The organism is uncultured Roseobacter sp. (assembly GCF_947492555.1).
GTDB lineage: Bacteria > Pseudomonadota > Alphaproteobacteria > Rhodobacterales > Rhodobacteraceae > Roseobacter.
In genome coordinates this window covers 276,888-289,798 of record NZ_CANLNE010000001.1, presented here as the reverse complement: position 1 = coordinate 289,798, position 12,911 = coordinate 276,888, and the positions used below count along the sequence as shown (strand labels likewise).

Genomic DNA, 12,911 nt, shown 5'->3' with positions numbered 1-12,911 from the left:
CGTGCTTTCAATATCAGAGTGTGAAGGGCATGCGTGAGGATGCCGGGTGCCGCATATGTAAGGCATCTAAAATCTGTTCGGGATCTTCCACAAGGGGCGGCGCCGAAGCGCGATGATCAGGTGTTGACGCAATGTAAAGAATCGAATATTTACATTGTGTAAAGTTTACACAATGTAAAATCCTGAATTGGAGAGCACATCATGAAGGTTGTCGTTTTTGGAGCCACCGGCAGTGTTGGATGCCTGACCGTGGCAAAGATGGTGTCGGAGGGGCATGAGGTCACCGCATTCGCGCGTCACCCCGAGCGGCTGGATATTCAGAACCCGGCCCTGACACGCGTGGCCGGGGATGCGATGGACGGGGCCGCCGTTGCCGGGGCGATCCAGGGTCATGATGCTGTTGTTGTCACCCTGGGCGCGGGCAAATCGCGTAAGGGGTCCATTCGATCACAAGGCACGATGAACGTCATCCGGGGCATGCAGACCCACGGGGTAAAGCGCCTCATCTGCCAGTCCACTCTGGGGGCGCATGAAAGCTGGAACAACCTGAACTTCTTCTGGAAACGCATCATGTTCGGCGCGGTGCTGCGCCCCGTCTTCAAGGATCATGAATTGCAGGAAAACCTTGTGCGCGCCAGCGGGTTGGACTGGACAATCGTACGCCCCAGCGCCTTCACCGACGGACCAGCCACGGACAGCTTCAAGGAAGGCTTTGGACGGCAGGAACGCAACCTTACCCTCAAGATCGCACGCGCGGATCTGGCGGGATTCCTGACCCGGCAGCTGACCGATCTTGCCTATGCGCAACGTGCGGTAGGTGTTTCGAACTAGGCCTCGGGGTGGGGGAAGGCGTTTTCCAAGGCGGATTGATAAGCGAATAGGGACGCCAGCCCGCCGGTGTGCACAAAGAGCACACGTTCCCCGGGATTGATGTCGCCGCGCGCTACCAGCGCGGGGATGGCGGCAAAAACCTTGGCCGTGTAGACCGGGTCGAGCATGATGCCTTCGGTCTGCGCCATCATCGCCGTGGCCTGTGCCGCCGCCGGGCCGAGTTGCCCATAGCCGGGCGACAGGGCGCCGTCCCAGATGACGATGTCCGTGTCTTGGGCGGCGGTAGTCCCGGTCATCTTTGCGAGGGCGTCGAGCACCCGGCGCATCCGGTCCTGCTGTTGTTTCGCGTCCCGGCGCACGCAGCTGCCGATGACCCTGGCGCGGTGACCCGCCTGCCGCAGGCCGTGCAGCAGACCGGCGTGCGTCAGACCGCTGCCTGAGGCCACGATCACCACATCGAACCCGTCATCCTGCGACAGGATTTCCTCGGCCGCGCGCATATATCCCAGGGCCCCGAGCGGCGCGTTTCCCAGCGCCAGCGGGATGACATAAGGGGTGCGGCCGGCCTCTTCCTCTTCCGCCGCGCGTGCGCGCAGCGCGGCATCTGCGCCTGCTTCATCCTCGCCCACCGGGTACCGCATGACTTCCGCCCCCAGAAGACGGGACAGCAACACATTTCCATTCGTGCCGTAGAGCGCATCGGTCAGGGGCACGCGGTCTTCCAATTGGACGATGGTTTTCATGCCCAGTTTCGCCGCCGACGCCGCCGCGGTCCGCACGAAGTTGGATTGTACCGCACCGGTGATCAGGATGGTTTGTGCCTGCGCCTGTTGCGCCGCGCCAAGATAATACTCCAGCTGCCGCGATTTGTTGCCGCCCATCGTGGTTCCGGCCAGATCATCACGTTTGATATGCAGCGAGATGCCAAGTTCATCCGACAACCGCGGCAGGTGTTCTATCGGGGTCACGGCGCTGACAAGTGAGGCGCGGGGAAAATCCATGGGTTGTCCCTTGGTTCTGTAAGTGAATGTGCTCCGCATCGTGCCATGAAAGCGAATATCGGCCAAGTCAGACACTTGAGAGGGGTTGGTCGAAAATTGTCTTGACGGGGTTGGAAATGTATACAATCAGTATACAAAGTGAGCCTGGAGTTGCCGATGCCTCGTTTGTCCAAGGACCAGTGCCTGAGTGATCTGAAGCTGCGCATCCTGTCTACGGCGCTTGCGCCCGGCAGCGATCTGGATGAGACGACGCTTGCAGAACACTACGGGATGTCGCGTACGCCCATGCGTGAAGTGTTGCACCGGCTGGCCGGGGCGGGCTTTATCACGACGTCGGAGAACCGCGGTGCCAAGGTGGCATCGATGGACATCGGCACGATGCGGACGTTCTTTCAGACCGCCCCGATGATTTACGCCAATATTGCCAGCCTTGCGGCAGAGGCGCGAACAGGTCCTCAGCTGGAGGCGCTCAAGGACGCGCAGCATGCTTTCACCAAGGCGACCGCAGCGCAGGATGCACAGGCAACGGCACTGGCCAATCATCGGTTTCATGCCGTGATCGGCGAGATGGCGCACAACCCTTACCTGGTCGCGTCGCTGGATCGGTTGCTGATCGACCATACGCGGTTGAGCCAGCGGTTTTACCGGCCCGCCAATGCGGATGAAAAGATGTTGATCGTGAAGGCAAGCGATCAGCATGACGCGCTGATCACGGCAATCGAGGCGCATGAAAGCGCGTTGGCGATCGATCTGTCGCTGCAGCACTGGGATTTGTCGCGGGACCGGATGGAACGCTATGTGCGGCCTGATCCGCTGCCGGTGGATGTTGTGTCACTGAAGGACCGGCGCAATGCAGTTTGAAGGAATCTACACACCGCTGATCACGCCCTATCACGCGGATTTCTCGCTGAACGAGGCCGCATTGGGCGAGACGGTGGAGCACCTGATTGCTGCGGGCGTGCATGGGCTCATCGTGGCGGGGACCACGGGGGAATATTACGCCCAATCGATGGAGGAGCGGGTGGACATGATGCGCCGCTGCAAGGCGTTGATTGCCGGGCGCGTGCCGATGATCGTCGGCACAGGCGCGATCCGCACGGAGGACAGCGTTGCCTATGCGGAGGCCGCCAGGGAGGTGGGGGCGGATGCGATCCTGATCGCCACGCCGCCTTACGCCTATCCAACAGGTCGCGAAATTGCCTTGCACGCGCTGGCCGTGGACCGAGCCGCGAACCTGCCCGCGATGCTCTATAACTACCCGGGCCGGATGAGCGTCGATATGGACGAAGAGTGTCTCGACCGTCTGGGCCGCAGCCCGAACTTCTGTGCCATCAAGGAAAGTTCGGGCGATATCAACCGGTTGCACATGCTGGCGCGCGACTATCCGCATATCGCGCTGAGCTGCGGGATGGATGATCAGGCGCTGGAGTTCTTTGCCTGGGGCGCGCGCAGCTGGGTCTGCGCAGGGTCGAATTTCGCGCCCGAAGCGCATTTGGCGCTGTACCGCGCCTGTGCGGTCGATGGGGATTTCGCGCGTGGCCGTGCGATCATGTCGGCAATGCTGCCGCTGATGCGGGTGCTGGAGCAGGGCGGCAAGTTCATTCAGTGCATCAAGCACGGGGTGACGCTGCGGGGCATCGACGCGGGGCCGCCGCGCAAGCCGTTGCAACCGCTCAACAAAGACGACAAGCGCGCTTTGGACGAGGTGATCCGTACGATGACCGCCACCATTGCCGCCATTCCGGGAGCCCTGTGATGACCGATCTTCTGACCCGGGCGGAGTATGCCGCCATTGCCGCTGATCTGGATTTCCCCGCAGCGCCGTTCATCGACGGCAAGTTTCGCAAAGGGGCGGGGGCGATGATGCCCACACTGAACCCCGCAACGGGGGAGGAGATCACGCAGATCTCGACCGCGGGTCCGGCGGATGTTGATCTCGCTGTCAGCAAGGCGCGCGAAGCCTTTGACCAGGGGCATTGGGCGCGCATGCACCCGTCGGGTCGCAAGGACGTGCTGATCAAACTGTGCAAATACATCACGCGGCGCAGGCGGGAGCTGGCGGTGCTGGAGAGCCTGGAGTCCGGCAAGCCGATCCGCGATTGCGAACGGGTGGACATTCCCGAGGCAATTCACTGCATCAAATGGCACGCAGAGGCCGCCGATAAGATCTATGACCAGACCTCCCCCGCGGGAGATGATGCGCTGTCGGTCATCGTGCGGGAGCCGGTGGGCGTTGTGGCGGCAATTCTGCCGTGGAATTTCCCGCTGTTGATGCTGGCCTGGAAGATCGGCCCGGCGCTCGCGGCGGGCTGTTCGGTCATCGTGAAACCGGCGGAGCAGACCTCGATGACCGCGCTGCGGGTGGCGGAGCTGGCGCATATGGCGGGGGTGCCGCGCGGCGTGTTGCAGGTGCTGCCGGGCGATGGGCCATCGGTTGGGGAACCGCTGGGACGGCATATGGATGTGGACATGGTGAGCTTCACCGGCTCGACGGAGACGGGGCGCCACTTCCTGCGCTATGCTGCGGACAGCAACCTGAAGAAGGTCGTGCTGGAGTGCGGCGGCAAGAACCCGGCGGTGGTGCTGGCCGATGCCGAGAACCTCGATCATGTGGCGGAACATGTGGTCAACGCGGCCTTCTGGAACATGGGCGAGAATTGCTCCGCTGCGTCGCGGTTGATTGTGCACAAAGATGTCAAAGCACCGCTGCTGGAGCGTATCATGGCGCGGTTGCGGGACTGGAAGACGGGTGATCCGCTGGACCCTGCAAACCATCTTGGCGCGCTGATCGACGCCGATCATCTGGCCAAGGTCAACGGCTACCTGACCGGTCCCGCGCTGGCAGGTGGCACCTCGGACGGGCCGTTTGTGCCACCTGCGATCTATGAGGTGGCCAAGGATGATGTAAAGGCGCGGGAGGAGATTTTCGGGCCCATTCTCAGTGTGATCGAGGTGGCCTCGACCGATGAGGCAATCGCGTTGGCCAATGACACGGCCTACGGGCTTGCGGCCAGCGTCTTTACCGCCAATACGCGCACGGCGATCCGCGCGGCACGAGACATCCGGGCGGGTACGGTCACCGTGAATTGCTATGGCGAGGGCGATATCGCGACGCCCTTTGGCGGGTACAAGCAGTCGGGCTTTGGCGGGCGCGACAATGGGATGCACGCGCATGACCAATACACCGAGCTGAAGACCATCTGGGTCGATCTGAGCGACCCCGCAGACGGAGATAACATCGGATGAGTGTCGAGGCTGTGGGAACTGCCCGGCGCGGCCGGGGCGCGCGCAAGGCGCTGCGGCAGACGCGCGATGTGACCATGTTGCCTGCGCTGAAGCGGCGGCTGCCGCTGACGGAGGTGATGGATGAGGGGCAGGTCGCGCGTGTCGATGCAGCATCGATGGACATTCTGGAGACCGTCGGCGTTGTATTCCGGGATGAGATTGCGCTCGCCGATTGGAAACGCGCGGGCGCGGAGGTGCGGGGCGAGCGGGTGCATCTGGACCGCGGGCTGGTCCGTGAATTGATCTCGACCATCCCCGAGAGTTTCACCTATCACGCGCGCAACCCGGCGAATAACCTTCCGTTTGGGAAGGATCATGCGATCTTTGTGCCGATGACCGGCGCGCCTTATCTGCGCGATCTCGACGATGTGCGGCGCAACCCGACGCTGGAGGATCTGGCGAATTTCCACAAGCTGAGCCACATGTTACCCAGCATCCATTCCTCGGCGCATCATATCGTGGAGCCTTACGATCATCCGATCAGCCAGCGGCACCTGCGGATCACCTATTCCTCAATGAAGCATTCGGACAAGACCTTCATGGGCATGACCACCAGCCCGAAGAACGCCGAGGATGTGATCGAGATGTGCGCGATCCTCTTTGGCGAGGCGTTCATCGACAGCCACCCGGTGGTGACAGGCAATTGCAACGGCAACTCGCCGCTGGTCTGGGACGAGACGATGCTGGGCGCGATGCGCGCGTTTTGCCGCCGCAATCAGCCGGTGCTTTGCTCGCCCTTCGTGCTGGGCGGAGCCAATACGCCCGCGTCTGTCGCGCCTACGGTGGCGCAGCTGAATGCCGAGGCGCTGAGCGCGCTGGCCTACACGCAGGTGATCCGCAAAGGGTGTCCCGCGATCTACGGGCACTACCTCAGCACGGTCAGCATGAAATCCGGCGCGCCGATGGCGGGGACGCCGGAGATCAGCCTGATGAACTTCATGATCGGGCAGATGGCACGGCACTATGGCGTGCCCTGGCGCACATCGAACACGCTGGGTGGGGCCAAGACCTTCGACGCGCAGGCCGGGTATGAAAGTGCGATGACGCTGAACGCGGTGCTGATGGCAGGGGCCAACTACATCTGGCATTCGGCGGGCTGGAATGAGGCGGGGATGCACTGCTCCATGGCCAAGTTCGTGGTGGATGCCGAGATGTGCGCGATGGGTTACCGCATGGCGGAAGGGGTCAATTGGGACGATTTCGACGAGGCCATCAAGGCCGTGGGTGATATCGGGCCCGGCGGGCATTACCTGGGCCACCCGCACACGCTGGAGAACTTCCAAAGGGCATTTTTTATGCCGGAGATGTTCGACAATAACTCCATCGAGCAATGGCAGGCCGAGGGCGCTGTCGAAATCACGGAACGGGCGCTGATCCGGGCGCGTGATCTGCTCAACACTTACGAAGAGCCGACGCTCGATGCCGCCAAGGATGAGGCCCTGCGTGATTATATCGCCCGCCGCGAGCGTGAAATCCCGGCGGCGGACGCCCTCAACCAGACGCATTGAGGGTGCAATGAAAGTGTCCCGATTGCCGCGTGATCCGGGTCCGGCAGGTTGGAATTGTCTGCTGCCACGGCCCAATGCACCAACGCCTCTGGAAGGGCATGTCAGCGCTGACTGGCTGATCATCGGGGCCGGGTTTGCGGGGCTTGCCGCAGCACGGCGTTTGTCACAGCTTTGTTCGGGCGACCGGATCGTCGTGCTGGAAGCAAGCCGCGTGGGCGCGGGGCCTGCCGGGCGCAACTCCGGGTTCATGATCGATCTGCCCCACGACCTGGCGTCTGACAACTACGGCGGCGCGTTGGTGGCGGATCGCGCCCAGACGGCAGATAACCGGCGCGGCATTGCCTTTGCCGCCGAGATGGCCGCGGATTTCGGGCTGAGCGAAGAGGCGTTCAGCCCATCTGGCAAGATCAACGGGGCGGCCACCCCCAAGGGACATCAGCACAACCTCGATTATGCGCGCCACCTGACAGCCATGGGTGAGGCGCATGAGATGCTGGATGCCGGCCAGATGCGGGATTTGACCGGAACAGATTATTACCAAAGCGGTCTTGTAACCCCTGGTGCCGCGATGATTCAGCCTGCGCTGTTCGTTCGCAGCGTTGCCGAGTCCTTGCTGTCAAATCGCTTGTCCATCCACGAGGAAAGCCCGGTGATTTCCCTGAGGCGACAGGGGAATTGGGTGGCGGAGACACCCAAAGGCCGGGTGACGGCGCCACGGGTCATTCTGGCGGTCAACGGTCACCTGGAAAGCTTTGGACATATGGCCAGTCGACTGATGCATGTCTTTACATATGCCTCAATGACCGAGCCGATGACCGCGGCACAAGCCGCTGCACTGGGTGGTGCACCGGTTTGGGGTCTCACACCCGCTGATCCCCTGGGTACGACGGTCCGCAGGATTTCCGGGACAGGAGGAGACCGGATATTAATCCGAAACCGGTTCACCTTCGATCCGGAAATGGAAGTGGATGACCGGCGTATCGCGTATGTGGGGCAGGATCATGATCGTGCCTTTGCGGCCCGGTTTCCGATGCTGGGCGATGTCCGGATGGCGTACCGGTGGGGCGGGCGGCTTTGCCTCAGCCTGAACAACGTGCAGGTCATCGGCGAGCTTGAGCCGGGGCTGTGGTCGGCCTGCTGTCAGAACGGGCTGGGAACGGCAAAGGGCACGCTGGCAGGTCTGCTTGCGGCGGAAGCGGCAAACGGCATTGAGACCGATGCGCTGGACCGGGCGCGGGCAGCTGAGACGCCCAAACGGCTGCCCCCCAGGGCCATCACAAAACTGGGCGCCGCGGTGCGTTTGCGCTGGGGGGAGGTTCGGGCAGGGCGCGAGCTCTAGGCGGTAAACTGGCTCATGATCTGCTGCATGACCGCCATGAAACTCTGATCTTTTTCAAGCGTGTAGGTCTGTAATCTGCTGTGATTGGCGGTAAAGTCCTGCAATGAAATTTCGCCTTCCGAAACTTGCAGCAAGGCCTCATAGCTGGTCTCAAAAACCACATCAGGGTCACGTGCTGCCGCATAGAGGACCGTCGGGGCGCCATCCTCAACCCGCATCGTGATCTGCTCGCCATCCACCCGCAACTCGGCGACGAAATCGTCGGTCAACAGGGTAACGCGCGCGGCGGCTGCCCCGAGCGTAGTGGCAACGGTTCTCAGATTGCCGGGTTTCACCTGCGCTTCGGGGGGGGGCATGCCGCCGCCAAATAGCGCCAGCTCGAAAAGGATGTTGCGGGTGCGTTTGCCGCTGTCGGTGAGCGCATAGAGGGCGGCACCGTGCTGGCCGTCCGATTTGGTGATCAGCCCGTCCGACATCAGTTTCGCCAGCCGGTCGGTCAGCAGGTTGGCCGCAATACCGGAGAGCCCGGTTTGCAGATCGGTGAAGCGCGCGGGCCCCGCGAGCAGATCGCGCAGGATCAGCAGGGTCCAGCGGTCGCCGATCACATCCAGCGCCCGCGCGATCGGGCAGAGCAGCTTGTAGGAACGCGTTTTGGCCATAGCATCTCACGGAAAAGTTACTTTAAAAAATAAAGTAATCACTTTAGTTCATCCAGTAATCTGTGAAAGGGAGGCATTGAAATGTCAACGCATACCAGAATTCTTGTCACCAGCGCGGCCGGAAAAACCGGCCTGCCGGTCACCCTTCAACTGCTTGAAAAGGGGTTCTCGGTGCGCGCCTTTGTGCGGCGGCAGGATCACCGTGCCCAGCAGCTCAAGGAGGCCGGTGCAGAGATCTTTGTTGGCGATCAATATGCGCTGACCGACATGCGCGCGGCAATGAAAGACGTCCAGCGTGCCTATCAATGCGCGCCGACCGCGCCCAATGGGTTGCACTACAATGCCGTCTTCACGGCTGCCGCCTTCGAGGCGCGGCTTGAGCATGTGGTTACCCTTGGTCAATGGCTGTCCACGGCTGATCACCCGTCGCTCTTCACGCGGGAAACCTATCTTGGTGACATCCTGATCCGCATGCCGGGCGACATGACCGTGACCTCTATCATTCCGGGCTGGTTTGCCGACAACTACCTGATGGTGCTGGATATGGCCGCTCATCTGGGGCTCTTTGCGATGCCGTTGGGGGCAGGGGATGTGTCTGGGAACGCGCCGCCGTCCAATGAGGATATTGCCAGCGTTGCCGTGGCCGCCCTCAGCGACCCAGAGGCCCATGCGGGTAAGACCTACCGCCCCACCGGGCCTGCACTCCTGTCGCCTGACGAGATTGCCGAGGCCATGGGGCAGGCACTAGGGTGCCGGGTACGGTACCGGAATATATCGGAGAAGATGATGATGAAGGCGTTGAGAGCGATGCCGCCTGCGAATTTTTCACAGGCCGCCGCCTCGCAACTGGCGCTTTACACGGAGGAGTACAGGCGGGGCACCTTTGCGATCAGCGCGCCGACGGATCACGTGTTGCGGATTGGTGGGCGGGTGCCCGAGCCCTTCGTATCCATCGTCAAGAGGAGGGTGGCGGCGCGACCTGATCTGCGGCGCAGTTTTCCCCGTCGCCTGAGTGCGATGGCGGGTTTTGCCCGGATGCTGCTGACGCCTGCGCTGGTGCCAAAGGAGATCGAGGCGCAGCGTGACTACGTGCGCCTCGCGGCTCCGGCGTTCAGTCAGGACGACGCGGAATGGGGCACCACGCATCGGCATCTTGGCCTGTCGTGAGCGGGCGGGACCGTCTTTTTGCGAAGGCTTCCAGAAGAGCGCCCGGGGATCACGCGGCGTGCCGACCCTGCAGCACTTCGGCCACCGTGGATCCCATGACAGAAGGGTTCGGGGCGACGGTGATGCCGACAGCGTTGAGCATCTCCACCTTTTCCTGCGCACTCTCCCCGAAGGCGGAGATGATCGCGCCTGCGTGACCCATTTGCCGACCTTTCGGCGCAGACAAACCCGCCACATAGGCGACCACGGGCTTGCTCATGTGGTCACGGACAAAAGCCGCAGCCTCAGCCTCCTGCGGGCCGCCGATCTCGCCGATCATCATCACTGCATCGGTGTCCGGATCGGCTTCGAAGAGTTCCAGGATGTCCCGGAAAGAGGCCCCGTTGATCGGATCGCCCCCGATGCCCACGGAGGTCGATACCCCGATGCCCAGAGCCTTCATCTGGCTTGCCGCCTCATAGCCAAGGGTGCCGGAACGCCCGACAATCCCGACACGGCCCGGCGTGTAGATATGCGGTGGCATGATCCCCATGAACCCCCGCCCGGGCGAGATGACACCAGCGCAATTCGGCCCGATCAGGCGTATTTTCCGATGCCGCGGGTACCGGCGCAGAAACCGTTTCACCCGCATCATGTCCTGCGCCGGGATACCGTCAGCCACGCAGACCGCGGTCTGGATGCCCGCATCGGCGGCTTCCATCATCGCATCGGCGGCAAAGGGGGGCGGGACAAACATGACGCTGGCCTGCGCGCCGGTGGCCTCAACGGCCTCGCGCACTGTGTTGAACACCGGGCGATCCAGAATGCGGCTGCCGCCTTTGCCCGGCGTGACACCCGCAACCACATTGGTGTTGTGCTCAATCATTTCCGCCGCGTGGAACTGGCCGATGCGGCCGGAAATGCCCTGCACCAGGACAGGCGTGGTTTCATCAATGAGAATGGCCATGGGGTCCTCCGATCCGTTTTGGGTTAGGCAGCGGCGTTTTGTCTGCGCAGGGAAACGGCGGCATCTGCCGCCTCGGCGAGCGTATCGGTCGCGATGATCGGCAGGCCGGATGTCTCAAGCAGCGCCTTGCCCTCCTGCACATTGGTTCCGGCGAGCCGCACAATGACCGGCAGGTCCAACCCGATGTCGCGGTAGGCCTGAATGACCCCATTCGCGATCCAGTCACAACGGTTGATGCCCGCAAAAATATTGACGAGGATCACGCCCACATTGGGGTCCGACAACACGGTGCGAAAGGCGGTGCAGACACGCTCCGGGCTGGCCCCGCCGCCGATGTCGAGGAAATTGGCCGGCTCGCCGCCCGCCAGCTTGATCATATCCATCGTGGCCATCGCCAGACCGGCACCATTGATGATGCAGCCGATGTCGCCGTCCAGACCCACATAGGCCAGCCCGTGATCGGCCGCCATCGCCTCGCGCGGGTCTTCCTGGCTGGGGTCGCGCAGGGCCGCCACATCCGGCCGCCGGTACAGCGCGTTGGTGTCGAAACTCATCTTGGCATCCAGTGCCACCAGATCGCCGGAGGCGCGGATCACCAGCGGGTTGATCTCGACCATGAAGGCGTCGAGGTCCCGATAGGCGCGGTAGCATGCGTTCAACACATTGACCATCTGCGCGATCTGTCCGCCCGAGAGCCCCAGCGCAAAGGCCAGTTCGCGCGCCTGATAGCCCGCCAGCCCGACCGCCGGGTCAATGATCATGCGGCGCAGGGAGTCCGGGTCCTTTTCCGCGAGGTCTTCGATTTCCATACCGCCATGCGAAGAGGCGACGATCATGATCCGTTCGGATTTGCGATCCAGCACAAAACCCAGATAGAGCTCCTGCTGGATGTCCGAGGCTTCTTCCACCCAGAGGCGGTAGACGCCTTTGCCCGCCGCCCCCGTCTGCTTGGTGACCAACTGCTTGCCAAAGAGCGTGGCGGCATAGTCGCGCACCTCGTCTTCGGTCTTGCAGAGCTTTACGCCACCGGCTTCACCGCGCCCGCCGGAGTGGATCTGTGCCTTGACGACCCAGGCCTCGCCTCCCAATTCGCGCGCGCGGTAGCCTGCCTGTTCGGGGGAATACGCGACCCCGCCGCGGGGCACGGGCACCCCGAAACCAGCAAGAATTTCCTTGGCCTGATGTTCGTGGATGTCCATGGTATTCCCCCTTTTGTGCGTTCAGACTTTTTCAGCGATGGCGCGCGCCACATCGATCACGTTGCGCGCCATTTTCTCCGAGGCGGCATCGATCATCTTGCCGTCGAGCGAGGCCGCACCGCGCCCTTCGTCCTCGGCTTTCTTCAACTCTTCGATAATGCGCTCGGCCTTGGAAACCTCGGTTTCCGGAGGGCTGAAGACCTCGTTGGCCAGGGCAACCTGGCTGGGGTGGATGGCCCATTTGCCTTCGCAGCCCAAGGCAGCGGCCCGGCGTGCGCCGTCCTTGTAGCCCTCGGGATCAGAGAAATCGCCAAAGGGCCCGTCTATGGCGCGCAACCCGTAGGCGCGGCAGGCAATCACCATCCGGGTGATCGACGCGTGCCATTGATCGCCGGGGTAGAGCGGGTTCAGCCCGCCGATGTTCACCGTACGCGCCCGCATGGAAGCCGCATAATCCGCAACCCCGAAATGCAGCGCTTCAAGGCGGCCACCGAATTGCGCAATTGCCTCGACGTTGGCCATGCCAAGTGCCGTTTCGATCAGGGCCTCAAGCCCGACACGGCTGTGCAGGCCGCGCCCCTGTTCGATCTGGTTCACCATCGCATCGACCATGTAGAGGTCGGCGGGGACGCCAACCTTTGGCACCAGCAGGGTGTGCACCCGGTCCCCGGCCTGCTCCATCACATCGACCACGTCGCGGTACATGTAGTGGGTGTCGAGGCCGTTGATCCGAACAGAAACCGTCTTGCCCCGGGCCGCCCAGTCGATGTCATTGAGGGCCTGAATGGCGTTGCAGCGTGCCTGTTCCTTTTCGGGGGGCGCAACCGCGTCCTCCAGATCGAGAAACACGTAGTCGGCGGTGCCCTCGGCGGCCTTGTCGATCATTGTCGGGTTCGATGCGGGCACGGCCAGTTCAGACCGTTGCAGACGTTGTTTATTCAGAGGGTAGAGGGTGTGTGACACGAGGGTATTTTCC

Annotated in this window: 12 protein-coding genes; 7 read left to right on the top strand and 5 right to left on the bottom strand. The window is 62.6% G+C overall.

Translation table 11 applies throughout. The features are described from left to right. The first annotated feature begins 201 nt into the window (after nt 1–201). Nucleotides 202–831, top strand: coding sequence for an NAD(P)-dependent oxidoreductase (locus tag Q1A07_RS01345; protein WP_299777104.1), 630 nt, complete (start codon nt 202–204; stop codon nt 829–831). Here Q1A07_RS01345 and Q1A07_RS01340 read toward each other — a convergent pair. Then, nucleotides 828–1,832, bottom strand: coding sequence for a D-cysteine desulfhydrase family protein (locus Q1A07_RS01340; protein ID WP_299777101.1), 1,005 nt, complete (start codon nt 1,830–1,832; stop codon nt 828–830). The two genes, Q1A07_RS01345 and Q1A07_RS01340, sit on opposite strands and share 4 nt — an antisense overlap. 156 nt (nt 1,833–1,988) lie before the next feature. Here Q1A07_RS01340 and Q1A07_RS01335 point away from each other — a divergent pair, with 156 nt between their 5' ends. Genes Q1A07_RS01335 through Q1A07_RS01315 form a run of 5 tightly spaced genes read left to right on the top strand, consistent with a single transcriptional unit; the run spans nt 1,989 to nt 7,964 of the window. After that, on the top strand, nt 1,989–2,693 hold the full coding sequence (locus Q1A07_RS01335) for a GntR family transcriptional regulator (protein WP_299777099.1): 705 nt from the start codon (nt 1,989–1,991) through the stop codon (nt 2,691–2,693). Further along, nucleotides 2,683–3,588: a dihydrodipicolinate synthase family protein gene (locus Q1A07_RS01330; RefSeq protein WP_299777097.1), complete on the top strand. Its 906-nt coding sequence runs from the start codon at nt 2,683–2,685 to the stop codon at nt 3,586–3,588. The genes Q1A07_RS01335 and Q1A07_RS01330 overlap by 11 nt, the downstream gene beginning before the upstream one ends. Continuing rightward, on the top strand, nt 3,588–5,078 hold the full coding sequence (locus tag Q1A07_RS01325; RefSeq protein ID WP_299777095.1) for an aldehyde dehydrogenase: 1,491 nt from the start codon (nt 3,588–3,590) through the stop codon (nt 5,076–5,078). Before Q1A07_RS01330 ends, Q1A07_RS01325 begins: the two co-directional genes overlap by 1 nt. Then, entirely contained in the window at nt 5,075–6,625 is a 1,551-nt protein-coding gene (locus Q1A07_RS01320) for a trimethylamine methyltransferase family protein (protein WP_299777093.1), read from the top strand. Before Q1A07_RS01325 ends, Q1A07_RS01320 begins: the two co-directional genes overlap by 4 nt. Nucleotides 6,626–6,632: 7 nt before the next feature. After that, entirely contained in the window at nt 6,633–7,964 is a 1,332-nt protein-coding gene (locus Q1A07_RS01315) for an FAD-binding oxidoreductase (RefSeq protein ID WP_299777091.1), read from the top strand. Here Q1A07_RS01315 and Q1A07_RS01310 read toward each other — a convergent pair. After that, complete coding sequence (locus tag Q1A07_RS01310) at nt 7,961–8,623, bottom strand: helix-turn-helix domain-containing protein (RefSeq protein ID WP_299777089.1); 663 nt, start codon at nt 8,621–8,623, stop codon at nt 7,961–7,963. The two genes, Q1A07_RS01315 and Q1A07_RS01310, sit on opposite strands and share 4 nt — an antisense overlap. An 81-nt stretch (nt 8,624–8,704) precedes the next feature. On the opposite strand from Q1A07_RS01310, the gene Q1A07_RS01305 reads away from it, so the two are divergent. Beyond that, nucleotides 8,705–9,790 carry an NmrA family NAD(P)-binding protein gene (locus Q1A07_RS01305; protein ID WP_299777086.1) on the top strand — a complete coding sequence of 362 codons (1,086 nt, stop codon included), beginning with the start codon at nt 8,705–8,707 and terminating at the stop codon, nt 9,788–9,790. 49 nt (nt 9,791–9,839) lie between these two features. Here the strand turns inward: Q1A07_RS01305 and sucD are convergent, their stop codons facing one another. The 3 genes from sucD to Q1A07_RS01290 are packed head-to-tail and all read right to left on the bottom strand — an operon-like array spanning nt 9,840 to nt 12,898. Next, nucleotides 9,840–10,736, bottom strand: coding sequence for a succinate--CoA ligase subunit alpha (gene sucD / locus Q1A07_RS01300; RefSeq protein WP_299777084.1), 897 nt, complete (start codon nt 10,734–10,736; stop codon nt 9,840–9,842). Nucleotides 10,737–10,759: 23 nt separating this feature from the next. Further along, nucleotides 10,760–11,935, bottom strand: coding sequence for a malate--CoA ligase subunit beta (locus Q1A07_RS01295; RefSeq protein ID WP_299777082.1), 1,176 nt, complete (start codon nt 11,933–11,935; stop codon nt 10,760–10,762). A gap of 21 nt (nt 11,936–11,956) precedes the next feature. Then, the gene (locus tag Q1A07_RS01290; RefSeq protein WP_299777080.1) at nt 11,957–12,898 is read right to left on the bottom strand and encodes a CoA ester lyase; all 942 of its coding nucleotides are present in this window, start codon (nt 12,896–12,898) and stop codon (nt 11,957–11,959) included. Nucleotides 12,899–12,911: the final 13 nt, after the last annotated feature.